General features: G+C 54.7%; 14 protein-coding genes and 1 riboswitch. Of the genes, 7 read left to right on the top strand and 7 right to left on the bottom strand.

The features are described 5' to 3' along the window. Positions 1–127 precede the first annotated feature (127 nt). From nifU to ML541_RS05110, 6 genes are all read left to right on the top strand, one after another. Positions 128–988, top strand: coding sequence for a Fe-S cluster assembly protein NifU (gene nifU, locus ML541_RS05135; protein ID WP_243371381.1), 861 nt, complete (start codon positions 128–130; stop codon positions 986–988). Continuing rightward, entirely contained in the window at positions 985–2,139 is a 1,155-nt protein-coding gene (gene nifS, locus ML541_RS05130) for a cysteine desulfurase NifS (RefSeq protein ID WP_243371379.1), read from the top strand. The genes nifU and nifS overlap by 4 nt, the downstream gene beginning before the upstream one ends. A 203-nt stretch (positions 2,140–2,342) precedes the next feature. Beyond that, the gene (locus ML541_RS05125; RefSeq protein ID WP_243371378.1) at positions 2,343–4,181 is read left to right on the top strand and encodes a UbiD family decarboxylase; all 1,839 of its coding nucleotides are present in this window, start codon (positions 2,343–2,345) and stop codon (positions 4,179–4,181) included. A 21-nt stretch (positions 4,182–4,202) separates the two neighbouring features. Next, a complete protein-coding gene (locus ML541_RS05120) occupies positions 4,203–4,949 on the top strand; it encodes a TlyA family RNA methyltransferase (protein ID WP_243371629.1) in 747 nt (248 codons plus the stop codon). A 62-nt stretch (positions 4,950–5,011) separates the two neighbouring features. Beyond that, complete coding sequence (locus ML541_RS05115; protein ID WP_243371377.1) at positions 5,012–5,356, top strand: histidine triad nucleotide-binding protein; 345 nt, start codon at positions 5,012–5,014, stop codon at positions 5,354–5,356. 64 nt (positions 5,357–5,420) lie between these two features. Continuing rightward, entirely contained in the window at positions 5,421–5,957 is a 537-nt protein-coding gene (locus ML541_RS05110; protein WP_243371376.1) for a DUF4124 domain-containing protein, read from the top strand. A gap of 65 nt (positions 5,958–6,022) precedes the next feature. On the opposite strand, the gene ML541_RS05105 is transcribed toward ML541_RS05110, so the two are convergent. After that, entirely contained in the window at positions 6,023–7,321 is a 1,299-nt protein-coding gene (locus ML541_RS05105; RefSeq protein WP_243371375.1) for an Nramp family divalent metal transporter, read from the bottom strand. A gap of 37 nt (positions 7,322–7,358) precedes the next feature. Beyond that, on the bottom strand, positions 7,359–8,615 hold the full coding sequence (locus ML541_RS05100; RefSeq protein WP_243371374.1) for a CBS domain-containing protein: 1,257 nt from the start codon (positions 8,613–8,615) through the stop codon (positions 7,359–7,361). A 72-nt stretch (positions 8,616–8,687) separates the two neighbouring features. After that, a riboswitch (M-box (ykoK) riboswitch) is annotated at positions 8,688–8,857 on the bottom strand. Between the two features lie 136 nt (positions 8,858–8,993). Between ML541_RS05100 and lgt the strand changes: the two genes are divergently transcribed. Then, positions 8,994–9,779 carry a prolipoprotein diacylglyceryl transferase gene (gene lgt, locus ML541_RS05095; RefSeq protein WP_243371373.1) on the top strand — a complete coding sequence of 262 codons (786 nt, stop codon included), beginning with the start codon at positions 8,994–8,996 and terminating at the stop codon, positions 9,777–9,779. A 1-nt stretch (position 9,780) separates the two neighbouring features. Here the strand turns inward: lgt and ML541_RS05090 are convergent, their stop codons facing one another. The 5 genes from ML541_RS05090 to ML541_RS05070 form a co-directional block, all read right to left on the bottom strand. After that, positions 9,781–10,206 carry an ATP-binding protein gene (locus ML541_RS05090; protein WP_243371372.1) on the bottom strand — a complete coding sequence of 142 codons (426 nt, stop codon included), beginning with the start codon at positions 10,204–10,206 and terminating at the stop codon, positions 9,781–9,783. Positions 10,207–10,219: 13 nt separating this feature from the next. Continuing rightward, positions 10,220–10,555 carry an STAS domain-containing protein gene (locus ML541_RS05085; protein ID WP_243371370.1) on the bottom strand — a complete coding sequence of 112 codons (336 nt, stop codon included), beginning with the start codon at positions 10,553–10,555 and terminating at the stop codon, positions 10,220–10,222. 109 nt (positions 10,556–10,664) lie between these two features. Next, complete coding sequence (locus ML541_RS05080; protein ID WP_243371369.1) at positions 10,665–13,907, bottom strand: SpoIIE family protein phosphatase; 3,243 nt, start codon at positions 13,905–13,907, stop codon at positions 10,665–10,667. Continuing rightward, on the bottom strand, positions 13,907–14,170 hold the full coding sequence (locus tag ML541_RS05075) for a hypothetical protein (RefSeq protein WP_243371368.1): 264 nt from the start codon (positions 14,168–14,170) through the stop codon (positions 13,907–13,909). The genes ML541_RS05080 and ML541_RS05075 overlap by 1 nt, the downstream gene beginning before the upstream one ends. Next, the gene (locus ML541_RS05070) at positions 14,161–15,699 is read right to left on the bottom strand and encodes a bifunctional aminoglycoside phosphotransferase/ATP-binding protein (protein WP_243371367.1); all 1,539 of its coding nucleotides are present in this window, start codon (positions 15,697–15,699) and stop codon (positions 14,161–14,163) included. Before ML541_RS05070 ends, ML541_RS05075 begins: the two co-directional genes overlap by 10 nt. Positions 15,700–15,715 lie beyond the last annotated feature (16 nt).

The raw sequence follows: 15,715 nt of genomic DNA, 5'->3' as shown, positions 1-15,715 counted from the left end.
ACATTGTACATATAAGGCACGTGTTAAAGGCGCAAAAGTGTTGCTGAAAGAGGCTGCCCATGCTGCTTCTTTTACCGCTTTGTGCCTTTGCCTTATATATGGTTGATAAAAGGGAGGATGAGGACGCATGTGGGATTATACGGATAAGGTGAAAGATCATTTCCTGAACCCGAGAAATGTGGGTTCCATAGAGAATGCAGATGCTGTCGGCGAAGTGGGAAGCCTTGCCTGCGGGGATGCTCTGAAGCTTTTCATCAAGCTGGATGATAAAAAGGAGCGTATTGTCGATGCACGATTCCAGACTTTCGGCTGCGGCAGCGCCATAGCCTCTTCGTCTGCCCTGACGGAAATGGTGAAAGGGAAGACTCTGGATGAAGCTCTGCAGATCACCAATCAGGAAATAGCCGATTTCCTTGGCGGCCTGCCCGAAGAGAAGATGCACTGCTCGGTGATGGGACAGGAGGCGCTGGAAGTCGCTATCGCCAAATATCGTGGCGTTGCAGTCCCCAAGCATGACCATGAACATGACGAAGCAGGTATGGAAGGCGAAATCGTCTGCAAGTGTTTCGGTCTCACCGACGTCTTCCTGAAGAAGGTCATCGCATCCAACAAGCTGCATACGGCGGAGCAGGTCACCCATTTTACCAAGGCGGGCGGTGCTTGCGGCGGTTGTATTCCCAAGATCAAGGCACTGATTGCTGAGGTCATGGGTGAAGAAAAGAAAGCCGAAGAGAAGAAACCGGGCAAGCTGACCAACATGCGCAAGATGCAACTTATCCAGGAGACCCTGGAAAACGAGGTGCGCCCCCAACTTTGGGCTGACGGTGGCGACCTTGAGCTGATTGACATCGACGGAGGCAAGGTGCAGATCGCCTTCCGTAAAGCCTGCGCCGGATGTGCTTCATCCGGATTCACGGCCAAGTTCGTCGAACAGAAGCTCCGCGAACTTGTAGCCGATGATATCACGGTGGAGGAGGTCCAGGGATGAAGGAGATTTATCTCGACAATAATGCCACGACAAGGGTTGACGAGGCGGTTTTCGAAGAGATGCGCCCCTATTTCTGCGAACTCTACGGCAACCCAAGTTCCATGCATTTCTTCGGCGGACAGGTCCAGAAGAAGGTGGACGAGGCCAGGAGCCGCGTTGCTGCTCTGTTGGGAGCACTTCCCGAGGAAATCATCTTTACCGCCTGTGGCACGGAGAGCGACAATGCTGCCATTCGCTCAGCCCTGGAAGTCTTTCCCGAGAAGCGGCATATCATCACCACCCGTGTCGAGCATCCGGCTGTCCTGACCCTCTGTCGTAACCTGACCAAGAAAGGGTACCGGGTCACCGAGCTGAATGTGGATAACGCCGGCAGGCTTGATCTCGACGAACTTAAATCTGCCATAGACGACAATACAGCCATTGTTTCGGTGATGTATGCAAACAACGAGACGGGAGTTATCTTTCCCGTGGAAGAAGTTGCGGCCATTGCCAAGGAAAAGGGTGCACTCTTCCACACCGACGCGGTCCAGGCGGTGGGAAAAATCCCTCTCAACATGGCCTCTTCCTCCATCGACATGCTTTCACTGTCGGGGCACAAGCTCCATGCACCCAAAGGAATCGGCGTCCTTTATTTAAGGAAAGGGGTTCCTTTCAGACCTTTCATGGTTGGAGGCCACCAGGAGAGAAATCGAAGGGCAGGGACGGAGAGCACCTCTTCCATCATTGCCCTCGGAAAGGCCTGCGAGCTGGCAGCCACATCCATGGATGACGAGAACACGCGGGTTAAGGCCATGCGCGACCGACTTGAAAAGGAACTGCTGGCTATCATTCCCGATGCCCGCATCAACGGCGGAGGCGCGGATCGTCTTCCCAACACCGCTTCCGTTGCTTTTGAATTCGTCGAGGGTGAGGCAATCCTGCTGCTTCTTAGTGAAAAGGGAATCTGCGCCTCATCGGGCAGCGCCTGTACTTCCGGTTCCCTGGAACCTTCCCATGTGCTTCGTGCCATGGGGGTGCCGTTTACCTGTGCCCACGGTTCCATCAGGTTTTCCCTGTCCCGTTTTACCACTGATGACGACATCGATGCCGTTATCCGCGAGCTACCTCCCATCGTCAAGCGTTTGCGGGATATGTCACCGTTCGGCAGATAATTACTGCCATGGGGAAAATAGAGTTACCAGCCAAAACCGGCAATATCAACGCCTCGCCATGCTTTTTCTGGCGGGGCGTTTCTGTTTTGTTCATTTCAGGCACCGCCGCTCAGAAGAGCAGCGTCTTTACAGTTGACTTGGCTGGACTCGTGCATTAAAAACAGATTCACTGAAACGTTGATTACAACGGGAGCATCTACTAAATGGGCTATCGCAATCTTCAGGAATGCGTCAGGGACCTGGAATCGTCCGGCAAACTCCTGCGCATAAATCAGGAAGTCGACGCCGAGCTGGAGGCAGGCGCCATCCAACGCCGCGTCTATGAGGCTGAAGGCCCGGCGCTCCTCTTCACAAATATCCGTGGCTGCAGGTTTCCCATGCTGGGTAACCTCTTCGGTACACTGGAGAGGACCAGGTACATTTTTAGGGATACACTAAAGGATATGGAACGGCTGGTGGCCATGAAGGTCAATCCCATGGCTGCGATCAAAGATCCCTGGGGATTTCTTGGTACCGTACCGGCAGCGCTTCATCTGGTGCCGAAGAAGGTAGCCGGAGGGCCGGTTTTGGTCGCACAGACCAGCATTGACCAACTGCCCCAGCTGAAATCCTGGCCAGACGACGGAGGAGCGTTCATAACCCTGCCTCAGGTATATTCGGAAAGCGCCGTAAGGCCCGGCCTGCGCCATTCCAACCTGGGCATGTATCGGGTCCAGCTTTCCGGCGGCCGGTACCGCATCAACGAGGAGGTCGGTCTTCACTATCAGATTCACCGGGGCATCGGTGTTCACCATACAGAGGCTCTGGAGCGAGGGTTGCCTTTTCGTGTCAACATCTTTGTAGGCGGCCCTCCGTCCATGACTGTTGCAGCGGTCATGCCCCTTCCGGAAGGGATGCCGGAACTATCCTTTGCCGGTCTGCTTGGCGGTCATAGGATGGAGATGGTCTGCAGGGACGGTCTGCTTCCCATGCCGGCAGAGGCCGATTTCTGCATCACCTGCATCGTCGATCCCCGGCGTACGCTGCCGGAAGGGCCCTTCGGCGATCACCTGGGTTATTACAGCCTGGTTCACGATTTCCCTGTTCTCCAGGTGGACAAAGTCTATCACCGCCCCGATGCCATCTGGCCCTTTACCACCGTCGGCAGGCCTCCCCAGGAGGATACCTCTTTCGGCGCTTTCATCCATGAACTGACCGGGCCGCTCATCCCCACGGTCATTCTCGGCGTCAGGGGGGTGCATGCGGTCGATGCAGCAGGGGTTCATCCGCTGCTGCTGGCCTTGGGGAGCGAGCGCTACGTGCCATATGCAGAGAGGGAACCTCGGGAACTGTTGACCATTGCCAATGCCATCCTGGGACAGGGGCAGCTTTCCCTGGCCAAATACATCTTCATTGCTGCCCATGAGGATAATCCGGCACTGGATATCCACCATATCCCGGCTTTCTTCGCCCACATGCTGGAACGGGTCGATTGGCGGCGCGACCTCCATTTTCAAACCAGCACCACCATCGACACCCTGGATTATTCGGGAAGCGGCTTCAATGCCGGTTCCAAGGTGGTCATCGCCGCAGCAGGCGACAAACGCCGGGAACTTCCTTCGACCATTCCCAGCGGCCTATCCCTGCCGGAGGGCTTCGGCGAACCGAGGGTCTGCCTGCCCGGTATCCTGGCCATCCGTGGTCCACGTTGCTCCGCGGCCCGCAATTGCACCGATCCTGTCATGGAAGATTTTTGTCGCCACTTCGGCGACAGGCAATCCATTGCTGCCTTTCCCCTGGTGGTGGTAGTCGATGACAGCGAATTTACCGCCAGGACCCTGAACAACTTCCTCTGGGTTACCTTTACCCGCTCAAATCCTGCTTCCGACATCTACGGCATCGGCTCGTCCATGATTAGCAAGCATTGGGGCTGCACCGGTCCATTGATAATCGATGCCAGAACCAAACTCCACCATGCGCCACCGCTGATTTCGGACCCTGCCACTGAGCGAAAGGTGGATGCCTTGGGGGCGCCTGGCCGAATCCTGCATGGCATCATCTGAAAGGAAATGAAATCGGGAAACATGGCCAAGGAACGACTCGATAAAATTTTGCTGGACCGGGGGCTGGCGCCTTCACGGGAGCGGGCCAAGGCGCTGATCATGGCCGGGCAGGTGGTGGTGGACGATCACCTGGCCGACAAGGCTGGGCAAATGGTTTCCGTTGATGCCGAGATCCGGCTGAAGGGGGAGGTGCTCCCCTTTGTCAGTCGTGGCGGATTAAAATTGCAGAAGGCCCTGGACGAATTCGCCATCGACGTGACCGGGCTGGTGGTCATGGATGTGGGGGCCTCAACCGGTGGCTTTACCGATTGCCTGCTCCAGCGCGGGGCGGCGAAAGTCATTGCCGTCGATGTGGGGTACGGCCAACTGGCCTGGAAGCTCCGCCAGGATGCGCGGGTCGTAAACCTGGAGAAAACAAATATCCGCTATCTTGAGCCGGAAAAACTGGAGGAGGTTCCCCAGATGGCGGTCATCGACGCCTCCTTCATTTCCCTGGATAAGGTGCTGCCACCGGTGCTGAACCTCATTTCCCCATCGGCTGCTGTCGTTGCGCTCATCAAACCCCAGTTCGAGGTGGGGCGTGGGGAGGTCGGAAAGGGTGGTGTTGTTCGGGACGGCAGGAAGCATGCGGAAGTAATCGCAGCCATTACTGCCATGGCCCTGGATCTTAAACTTGAGGTGAAAGGGGTAACCGAATCTCCTATCCAGGGACCCAAGGGGAACCGAGAGTTTCTCATTTATCTGGCCAAGCCGCAGGTGCATGAGTAATTCTTGAAAATCGCCGGACGACAGAGTATAAAGGCTTTAATTCGGATAAGGGAGGGAAGAGCATGAGCGATTGTCTCTTCTGCAAGATGATCAAGGGTGAAATACCGGTAAAACCGGTCTATGAGGACGACCAGCTGCTGGTGATCAACGATATTGCCCCGGTCGCTCCGCAGCACCTGCTGGTGATCCCGAAGAAGCACCTGGCAAACACCCTTGAGATGCAAGTCGAGGACGAAGCCTTGGTAGGGCATGTGTTCCGGGTTGCAGCAATCATAGCCCGGGAGAAAGGCATCGCCGAGGATGGTTTCCGCATCGTCAACAACAATAATGCCGGTGCAGGACAATCGGTATATCACATTCATTTTCACCTGGTGGGGGGAAGGCACTTCAATTGGCCTCCGGGCTAGCCGTGTTCCATATTTGTCATGGTGGTGTCAGCTGCGCTCGAATCACTATCGAAGGAGGAATTGCATGAAAATCATTCTGCTGCTATCTATTTTTCTTTTTGCCGTGCCGGCCTTTGCCGTAACCTACGAGTGGACTGATGAAAGAGGCACGGTCAACTTTACGGAAGATCTGGGCAACGTGCCGAAGAAGTACAGAAAGCGGGTCAAGATCCTCGGAGCCGAAGAAGACACCGCACCTAAAGTTGTCGAAATGGATAACGGCGGCAAGGCGAAGGGGACTGAAGAAAAAGGCAAGGCAAAGGATGATGCTGTTGCCGGTAGTGAAACGAAGAAAAAACCGGCGGTCTATGGTGGCAAAAACGAGTCTGCTTGGAAAAATGAATACAGAAAGCTTTCCGCCGACGTGAGGGCAGCGGAAGAGCAACTGGAGCATCTCAATGGCCGTCTGGGCGATACGAGCAAGATGTCGCGCGCGGAGTATCTATCGCTTCAGCACACGGTAAAGAACACCGAATCGAGATTGAACGAGCTGAGGCAGAAACAGGATGCCTTCAATGCATCCGCTGCCAAGGCGGGGGTGCCGGCTGACATTCTGGAATAGCATAAGATAGTATACTTATAGATGAATGAAAAAGCCCGGAAGCTGATCCGGGCTTTTTTTGTCGGTCAAAATCCCAGGATTTTTCCCAGGGTACCTGGAGAGAGGAGATCAACGGTCATGAACAGGGTCAGGATAATCATGACGGCAACGGTGATCCAGGCCACCAGATTGAAGACCGGGCCGTTGGCATGATCTCCCATGAGGCTCCGGTCGTTGATTAGGAGCAGCATGAAGATGAGCACGAAGGGGAGCACTGCCCCGTTCACCACCTGTGAAACGAACATGATCATGATCAGCGGGGCGTTGGGCAGCAGGATCGTGAGGGCGGAGATGATGATGATGATGGTGAACAGCCAGAAGAACTGGGGGGCCTGCCGGAAGTCCTTGTCGATGCCAGATTCCCATCCCATTCCCTCGCAGATGTAGTAGGAGGTGGAAAGGGGGAGGATGCAGGCGGCGAAGAGGGATGCATTGAAAAGACCGAAGGCGAAGAGGGACGAGGCATACTCCCCCACTAGCGGTTTCAGGGAGAGGGCCGCATCTGCGGCGGTTTCCACCTTCAGCCCTTGTAGATGAATGGTGGCGGCGCAGGCAACGACGATGAAGAAGGCGACGACGATGGCCATCAGACAGCCGACGATGACATCCATCCGGGAAAAGCTGTACTGGTCGATGGTTATTCCCTTTTCCACGACTGCCGATTGCTGGTAGAACTGCATCCAGGGGGCAATGGTCGTGCCGACGACGCCGATCAGGGTGACCAGGTAGCCGCTGTCCATGCGGAAACTGGGGACAACGGTCGCCTTGAGGACGGTGCCCCACTGGGGGCCGGCCATGAACGCGGCAACAGGGTAAGCGATATACACCATGCATGCCACGAGGAAGACCTTTTCCACCACCTTGTATGAGCCTTTTACCACGAGAAGCCAGACCAGGACGGCACTGATGGGGACCGAGACATATTTGCTGATGCCGAAGAGTTCAAGGCTGGCGGCGATGCCGGCGAATTCGGAGACGGAGTTGCCCATGTTGGTAAGCAGGAGGGCGATCATAACGTAGAAAGTGACTTTGACGCCGAAGGACTCCCGGATCAGGTCCGAGAGCCCTTTGCCGGTGACCGCCCCCATGCGGGCGCACATTTCCTGGATGACCACCAGGGCGATGGTGGTGGGAATCATGACCCAAAGCAGGTCATAGCCATAGTGGGCGCCGGCCAGGGAGTAGGTGGTTATGCCGCCGGCATCGTTGTCCACGTTGGCGGTGATTATGCCCGGGCCGAGAATGGCGAGGAAAAGGAGAATATTTTTTCTGTTCACCTTGCGGATCGGTTTGAACAGTCTGGTTATGCTGATGCCGGTAAACATGGAGCGTCCGATCTTTCAGGAGGTGGTGTCGCTGGTATTAGTGGTGGTGATACCGTCTGCGTTTCAGGGCATAGGGAAGGAACATCTCCAGGACGTCATCGACCGTTACCAGCCCTGACATCTTTCCTTCCTTGTCCAGAACCGGGACGGCGATCAGATTGTACTTGGCGATGATCTCCAGTATCTCTTCAGGGGTGGATTCCACATCCACCGTTTTCAAATTCGTCGTCATAAGCTCGGCGACAGGGTTTTCCTCAGATGCCAGGATCAGTTCCTTCAGGCTAATAACTCCCTGCAGGTGCTCTTCCTGATCCACCACATAAATGTAGTAGACCGTTTCCACATCAGGGGCCAGGAGCCTGACCACCTTCATGGCATCGGCAACGGTCAGTTCGCTGGAGACGGAAAGATATTCGCTGTTCATCAGGCCGCCGGCCGTATCCTCCTCGTGCTCCATCAGTTCCTGAATGTCTTCCGCCTCTTCCTCGTCCATCAGCCCGAGCAGTTCCTGGGCCTTTTCTTCGGGTAGATCTCCGAGAACGTCGGCCGCTTCATCGGGGTCCATTTCTTCCAGAATGTCGGAGGCCTGTTCACTATCCAGCTGGCTGATGATGCGGCTTCGCAGTTCCGGCTCCAGTTCGTGGATGGCTTCGCCGGCGGTTTCCGTATCCAGCGAATTCAGCACCGTCTGGATGTTCTTTGCCGGGATCCTGGAAATGATGTGGGCCAGATCGGCGGGATGTAGCTCCTGCATCTGCTCCCGGGCAACGGTCAGGGTAAGGCGGGACAGGTTCATTTCCAGCAGCTGCACGTATTCCCAGCTGATATGCTGGTGTGCAAGCTTGACTTTGAGCAGGCCGGCTATTTTTTCGCCGAGGCGTTCATATCCCAGACGGCGCAGCAGCCCTCTGAATCCAATATCGACGAAGAAGATGCAGAGGTGGTCCTTATAGCTGCCAAGCTTCAGATCGTTGACCCGGACAACCTTCGCTCCATTCACATCCACAATCTGCCTGTCAAGGATATGGCGCTTGACGAGGATTTCGTTTTCCCTGGGCACATACTCTGGAAGACGTTCAGAGATCCCTGATATGGAGATGACGTAGCGATTGAAAAGGGACACCCGTTTCCAGGGGAGGGCCAGTATCCGCGTGCCTTTTTTCACCAGGAGGTGGGAGACCTGGGGAAACACTTCGCCTGGGACCATGATCAGATCCCACAGCTTGCCGATCTCGTGCCCCTGGGCGTTGATGACGGTCTTTCCCAGGACGGTGCTGAGAAAGATTTCGCTCATTATGTCTGCGTGGTCCATATTCACAAGAAAAGGCCCTTTCAGGGAGAAAGGGCCTTCATGCGCAAAAGGACACACCTTCCCCTGGTTTGAGTTTTAGCAGAGCACAACGTAGGTGAACCACCACCAGCTACCTTAGATAAAGCCTTATTCCGACTGAATCTGGTCTACCACATTGGCGTCTTTCGACGTTTCTGGGCAGTAGCTTCTGTTTGTGCTAACGCCTCTTCCTAACGAGGAATTTTTCCTGAATTTTATATGCCCCGGGAGGACTTTTGTCAACCGTTTGTTGCCCACGCGCGGCGCATCGGCATAAGGGACTGGGCGTTGACACTGCTGTCGTTTGTTGTTACCTTAGTCAAAATTTCTCCGGAGCCATCAATGACATTTCCCCATTTCGACCCGGTCTTTCTGCGCATCGGGCCTCTCCAGTTCCGCTGGTATGGCCTTATGTACATCATCGGATTCATCGCCGCATATTTCATCATCAAGGCAGGAACAAAAAAGAAGCGTCTACCTTTGAGCAAGGACGACGTTGCCGATCTTATCTTCACCGTAGCGCTTGGCGTCATACTGGGCGGACGTCTCGGTTATATCTTATTCTACGACCTGCAGGTCTATCTGGCAAAGCCGCTGGAAATCTTTGCCGTCTGGCATGGTGGGATGTCTTTTCATGGAGGGCTGCTGGGCGCCGTTGCCGCCGGTTTTTATTATACCAGAAAGAAGCAGATCGGCTTTTACGACATTGCCGACGTCGGTTTCACTGCTGCACCCGTAGGGCTTTTTCTCGGCAGGATCGGCAACTTCATCAATGGCGAACTCTACGGACGGGTTACGGATGTGCCGTGGGGGATAGTTTTTCCCGGTGCGGGAGATTTGCCACGGCATCCTTCCCAGCTTTACGAGGCGATCCTCGAAGGGCCGCTCATGTTTTTCATTCTCTGGCTTGTCGGCCGGCGGAAACACCCGGCTGGGGTTGTCTTCTGGTCTTTTATGGGATTGTACGGCCTGTTCAGGTTTACGGTGGAGTTTTTCAGGGAACCGGATGCCCAACTGGGGTTCGTTGTGGGCAGGTTCTCCATGGGGCAGATGCTGAGTTTGCCGATGCTGCTTGTGGGATGCGGGATGATTATCCGGCTTTACCGCAGTGACGCACGGTCCAGGTGATTTACTGCAGCTTCTTTTTCATTTCCAAGATGTTGCCGTCACACATCTTCCGGTAAGAGACCGAGTCCATCAGGGACTTGATCATGAAGATGCCGCGGCCGCGATCTTCCAGCTCCTCGAAATTGGGCGGGGGAATGATATTGATGTCGAACCCTTGCCCTGAATCGAACACCTTGATGGTCAACTCGTTCTCACAGATATTGATTATGATGTGCACCATGTTATCCGAATCTTCGCTGGTGGCGTGTTTTATGGCATTGGCCATGGCTTCCGTCAGGACAAGATTCAGATGGTAGGCAAGGGTTTCCCGGTCACCGGTGAATCTGACCAGTTCCTTGGCGATATCTTCGCCGATCCGGCCTATGAGACTCAGGTAACGGGTCTGGTTGGGGACCTTGATGTCAACCTCTATTTCGTTTTTTTCCATCTGAGCCTCTCAGTTAGAAGGTTTCAATAGCTTCCGCGGTAGAGGGGAAAATTTCAAAGACGCGGTGCAGCCTGGTCAATTCGAACATGGAGCGTACCTGGGACTGCAGCGTGGAAAGCTTTAGATTTCCCTGATGGGAGATGGCGTTCTTAAAGCCGGAGACAAGGGCGCCCAGACCCGAGCTGTCGATGAAACGCACATCTTTCAGGTCGATGAGCATGTTTTTCTGCCCCTGCTCGAACATCTTCTGCACTTCGGCCTTCAATTCACCCGAGTTGTGGGCATCCAGCCTCTCCTCATTAACATATATAATTACTATATTGTTCTTCAGCTCGGTCTGCAGATTCATGACATACTCCCCTGTTACGGATATGATTGCTGTATCATTAATTTCATAGTTTATAGCAAGGGGGCACTCCCTTCAACAAATTGTTTTTTCTGCCGCTTACCGCCGTTCATCAGTCGATCCTCATGATTATCATGGAGATGTCGTCTTCCAGGGGCTTTGAGCCGGCAAACCTGGTAACCTCCGCCAGTACTCTTCTCATGATCCGGTCCGGCTCCTCCAAGGCCATGTTTTTCAGGATCAGGCAGAGCCTGTCGACCCCGAACAGTTCGCCTCCCTCGTTTTGCGCCTCAATGATACCGTCGGTGTAAAATAGCACCAGGTCCCCCTCATGCAGCTGAAAAAGCTTCTCTTCAAAGGAGACTGTGCGGTTGATGCCGAGAATCAGCCCTTCGGCATCGAGTTCGATGCAGGCAGCCGCACCTTTGCCCATGATCAGCGGTGGGTTGTGGCCTGCGTTGGCGTAGCGCAGCAGCTTTGAGCCGGCATCGTAGTTGGCGTAAAACATGGTGATGAAAAGCTCCGCCCTGGTCAGGTCCTCATAGAGCAGGTCGTTCAGCGAGGCAAGGACCTCACTGCTTGAGGTCGTCAGTGGCACCTGTGCCCTGAGAACGCTGCGTGTCTCGACCATGATCAATGCCGCTCCCACACTGTGTCCTGAAACATCGGCTATGATCAGGTCGACCGTCTCCTTACCCCGGATGAAAAAATCGTAGTAGTCTCCCCCCACATGGGTGGCGGGCACGCAGCAACTGGCAAAACGGGCCCCGGGCAGGTCAGGGGGAGACGCCGGAAGCAATGAAAGCTGGATCTGCTTGGCAATCTCCATATCCCTCACTACCCGCGCATTTTCCAGCAGGGCAGCCTCCTTCTGCTGTCGTTCCTTCTCCTTTGCCTCCCGTTCCGAAACGATCTTGACCGCTTGGGCGAGCTGGCCCGCCAGGCTGCTCAAAAGCTGCAGGAACGGTTCGGTGAAAAGTCCGATGATGGATTTGGAGAAGACGGAAAGGATGCCCACCGGCGGCTCACCCTCACTGGCGATCGGTATATGGGCGAAGGATTTTATTCCCTCTCGCTCCATGATTTCCCGCGATTTCTGCTTTGTCAGGTAGCGGGTATCGTTGACGAATTCGGCTCTGTTGCTGAGAAAGGCCTCGCCGATGTGGGTATCGATTTCCGGAACCCAGTTGTTTCTGGTAATCTGCTGGTCTTCCGGGCCGGTGAAGGCATGGACGGTAAGAATCCCCTCCTCATTCACCAGCCTAATGATGCACAGGTCGAATTTGAATTCCTTCTGCAGCAGTTCCAGCAGGTCCTTCATGATGATTTCCAGATCCAAAGAGCGGTTCATGATTTCAGATGCTCTGAGCCTGACGAAGAGCGCCTCTCTGCTTTGATCGAGGGAGGTGCGGACTGTGCTGAATATATCGTAGACCGATTCCATCTTTGAGCCGATGTCGGTGAGGTAACTTTCCACGACGGCCCCCGCCGCCGCCGCCCCAAGGGAGCCGGCCAACGTCTTTTCGATAAAACGCTTCAGGTTGGGCAGTTCGAATTCCGAGACGCCTCCCTGGCTGTCGATTTCCCGGTTGCCGATATAGTCGCTGATGGCGGCATGGGCCTGAGGTTCGCCGATGAATTTGGCCATGAGGTTGACGAATTGCAGAATGGTCACCGGCTTGGAGAGACGTTTGGTTTCATAGGGCGCCTTCCCCCTGTCGGGGGTGAAGACGTCGATGAACTTGCGAGCCTGCTCTTGCTCTTTTTCTTCCTGGGGGGTCAGGATCGACAGGAGGAGATAGGCACCGACGTTGAAAAAGAGGCTCCAGAAGAGGGAATGGCTCCACATGTCAAAGCCAGTGAGACCAAAAAGCTGGGTAGGCCTAAGAAACCCAAGGCCAAAGGGGCCGCTGGTCATTATGTCGCTGTGCCACCATCCCGATCTGATGAACGATGGGATCAGCAAGGTATAGAACCAGGTAAGGAAGCCGAGGAACATACCGGTGATGGCACCCGCCTTGTTGCCCCGGTGCCAGTAGAGACCACCGAGCACGGCCGGGGCGAACTGGGCCGCAGCGGCAAAGGATATGAGGCCCATGGTTACCAGCATGTAGGTCCCGCCAACGATGTTCTGATAGAAGTAGCCGAGAAAGACGACGAGGAATATTCCTACCCGCTTGGCGTTTATGAGTAGTTCCGGAAACCAGCTGCGCGGTTCCAGTCTGATGACGATCGGCATGATGACATGGTTGAGCAGCATGGTCGATATGGTAACCGATTCGACCATCACCATGCCGGCGGCGGCGGAGAAGCCGCCCAGATAGGCGATAAGGGCTATCCAGTGGTTCCCGGTCTGCAGGGGAATGGTCAGGACGAAATAGTCGGAATTGAGGTTGCTGCCGGTTATGAGGATACCTCCCAATGCAATGGGCATGACGAAGATGTTGATGAGAAACATATACAAGGGAAAGAGCCACATGGCTTTGGTGACATGCTTCTCCGAAGGATTCTCAATGGCCATGATCTGGAACTGCCGGGGGAGAAACATGATGGCCCCCATGGACAGGTACAGCATGGTGAAGAGGGCGGTGTAGGAAGTTTCCGGTTCATCGCCGAAGGTTATCAGGTGTTCCAGCATGATCGGATTTTTTTCGTACATCCGCTGGAAAATGTCGCCGAAGCCGTCAAATAGGAAATAGGTGACGAAGATGCCGACAATGAGAAAAGCGGCAAGTTTGACGATTGATTCCAAGGCAATGGCGGCAACCAGTCCCTCATGGCGTTCCGACGACACCAGGTGACGGGCGCCGAAAATGACGCTGAAAGCGGCAAGTATCAGTGCCGAAAAAAAGCCCGGATGGGGGGAGGGGAGGGAAATGCTGTCCATGAAACGCAGGTGAAAGTCGGGATGGCCGGTTATGATGGAAAAGGCGCTGGAGACGGCCTTGAGCTGCAGGCCGATGTAGGGCATGATGCCCATTATAGAGATGATCGTGACCAGTGCCCCCAGCCACTGGGATTTGCCGTAGCGGGAGCTGATGAAGTCGGCCAGGGAGGTGGTGTTGTTCTCCTTGGTGACCCGGATGATCTTGCGCAGGAAAAACCACCAGGAAAAGGCTGTCAGTGACGGTCCCAGGTAGGTGAGGATGAAATCCATGCCGGTCGTGGCAGCTTTGCCGACGCTGCCGTAAAAGGTCCAGGACGTGGCGTAAACGGCGATGGAAAGAGCGTAAATTACTGCATTGGAGGTTATGCTCCGGCCTTCCCTCTGTCTTTTGTCGGCCAGGTAGGCCACCAGGAAGAGGAGTGCGATGTAGAGGAGCGAGATTCCCCATACCATTTCCGCACTGACCATCAACCCTGCTCTCCCTTATGGCTGTCGTTGCCTTTATTGGCAGAGTGATTGGCTTTGGTGAAAAGATAGATGACGAAAATCGAAATGAGCCAGCCCAGTTGCAGATAAAGATAGAGAAGGGGGAAGCCGAGCACGGAGAGCGGCTTGTTGAAAATGGAGATAAAGGGATAGTTCATCATGATGATTCCCAGCACAAAGAAAATCACCCACGACTCCCTGGTTCGCAGACTCTTTAAAAGCAAGGCCTTGAGTGTCATGCGCATTGGATCAGCCCCAACTGACCGAGAAGATGATCGATATTATCCAATAAAGAGTGTGAACTATCAATGGTAATCGTCTTTCCTTCCTGTGCCTGAAGCGGCTGAAATTCGTCCTTTTGCCGGTGGAACAGTTCCCATCGGCCGTCTGACGGTGCACTAGGGTCTTCTTCCCGCTGCAATAGCCTGCTCTTGACGAGCTGCTCCGGACATATGAAGAAGATGACGAGGAACTGAACATCGAGCCGGTCAGCGAGGAGGCGAAATGCCGTGCGATCCGCGCTACGGCGGAAAGTGGCGTCAACGATAATGCTGCGCCCGGCTCCCAAAGCGCGCTCGCTGCGGACCAGGAGTTCGCGGTAGGTGGCGTCGGTCCAGCTTTGGCTGTAGATCCCTTCGCCATACTCGCTCCCATCTTTTCCAGACAGTGCGATCTCTTTTCTGACCACATCGGAGAGGGCGGATTCAAGCCCCAGTTCCAGCGCCAGGGCTTGGGCAAAGGTGCTTTTGCCGCTCCCCATTAGGCCACAGGTTATGAAAAGCGTCGGCCTCAGCTGGCTGCGCAGCTGGTAGCCCCGTGCCAGGTGGAGATAGAGGGAGGCCTTCAGCTCCGCCTCTTTCTTTTCTCCCGCCGGTATTTCCGGCTCTTGCAGCTTGAAGCTTTCCACCTTGCCCCTGACAACGGCGCGATAGGTCTTGTAGAAATCCAGCAATGCCGGCATGCCCCGATCCCCGGTCTGCACCAGGTATTCATTCAGCAGCACGTCCCCAAGAAAACTCTTTCCATTATAATCCAGATCCATGAGCAGAAAAGCCAGATCCGCAGCCGTGTCACAGCAGCGGAACCGCTTGTTGAACTCGATGCAGTCAAAGATGCAGACAGTGTCAGTGAGACAGATGTTTTCAGAGTGGATGTCGCCGTCACACTCCCTGATGAAACCATTCCCTATTCTTTCCAGAAACAGGTGTCGGTTTTGATCCATAAAGTCACTGACCCATGACACGAGTTGCTGTAGCTGACACCTGGATATGGTAATTCCGACAAAGTTCTCCATCTGCCGGAAATTCTCTTGCCAGTTGTATGCAATGCTGTCGAGGCTGCCATAGCTTGCCGTTTCGGGGCTTTGTTCCGCGTTCTTGTGGAAATCGGCAATGGTCACTGCAATACGCCGCATATCCGAATCGGTGGCGTTATTCTCCCTGAGCAGGACATGCAGCATGCGCTCTTCCGGCAATCTTTTCATCTTGACCGCATAATCGATGATAGTTCCTTCACCGTCTATGGCTATTCCCGCCCGAGTTTTCCTGATCTCCACCACGCCCAGATAAATGTCGGGGCAGAGCCGGCGGTTCAAGCGGACCTCTTCGTGGCAGTAGAAACGCCTTCGGTCCAAGGTGGTGAAATCGAGAAAGCCGAGATTGACCGGTTTCTTGATCTTGTAGACGAAACGATCAGTCACCAACAGAAACGACACGTGGGTCTGCAGGAGGTTTACCGAGGAGGTGCTTTCAGGGAAGGCTCGCAGATTCAGCAATGATCTTATCCACTTC

It is taken from the genome of Geotalea sp. SG265, assembly GCF_022808985.1.
Classification (GTDB): domain Bacteria; phylum Desulfobacterota; class Desulfuromonadia; order Geobacterales; family Geobacteraceae; genus Geotalea.
This window is presented reverse-complemented; position numbering and strand designations above follow the sequence as displayed.

What these genes read in the sequence shown, in the direction of transcription:
- ML541_RS05105 (WP_243371375.1), bottom strand. Translation starts at nt 7,321, where the DNA reads ATGTTTACCGGCATCAGCATAACCAGACTGTTCAAACCGATCCGCAAG.
- nifS (WP_243371379.1), top strand. Translation starts at nt 985, where the DNA reads ATGAAGGAGATTTATCTCGACAATAATGCCACGACAAGGGTTGACGAG.
- lgt (WP_243371373.1), top strand. Translation starts at nt 8,994, where the DNA reads ATGACATTTCCCCATTTCGACCCGGTCTTTCTGCGCATCGGGCCTCTC.
- nifU (WP_243371381.1), top strand. Translation starts at nt 128, where the DNA reads ATGTGGGATTATACGGATAAGGTGAAAGATCATTTCCTGAACCCGAGA.
- ML541_RS05125 (WP_243371378.1), top strand. Translation starts at nt 2,343, where the DNA reads ATGGGCTATCGCAATCTTCAGGAATGCGTCAGGGACCTGGAATCGTCC.
- ML541_RS05090 (WP_243371372.1), bottom strand. Translation starts at nt 10,206, where the DNA reads ATGGAAAAAAACGAAATAGAGGTTGACATCAAGGTCCCCAACCAGACC.
- ML541_RS05120 (WP_243371629.1), top strand. Translation starts at nt 4,203, where the DNA reads ATGGCCAAGGAACGACTCGATAAAATTTTGCTGGACCGGGGGCTGGCG.
- ML541_RS05075 (WP_243371368.1), bottom strand. Translation starts at nt 14,170, where the DNA reads ATGCGCATGACACTCAAGGCCTTGCTTTTAAAGAGTCTGCGAACCAGG.
- ML541_RS05085 (WP_243371370.1), bottom strand. Translation starts at nt 10,555, where the DNA reads ATGAATCTGCAGACCGAGCTGAAGAACAATATAGTAATTATATATGTT.
- ML541_RS05080 (WP_243371369.1), bottom strand. Translation starts at nt 13,907, where the DNA reads ATGGTCAGTGCGGAAATGGTATGGGGAATCTCGCTCCTCTACATCGCA.
- ML541_RS05110 (WP_243371376.1), top strand. Translation starts at nt 5,421, where the DNA reads ATGAAAATCATTCTGCTGCTATCTATTTTTCTTTTTGCCGTGCCGGCC.
- ML541_RS05115 (WP_243371377.1), top strand. Translation starts at nt 5,012, where the DNA reads ATGAGCGATTGTCTCTTCTGCAAGATGATCAAGGGTGAAATACCGGTA.
- ML541_RS05100 (WP_243371374.1), bottom strand. Translation starts at nt 8,615, where the DNA reads ATGAGCGAAATCTTTCTCAGCACCGTCCTGGGAAAGACCGTCATCAAC.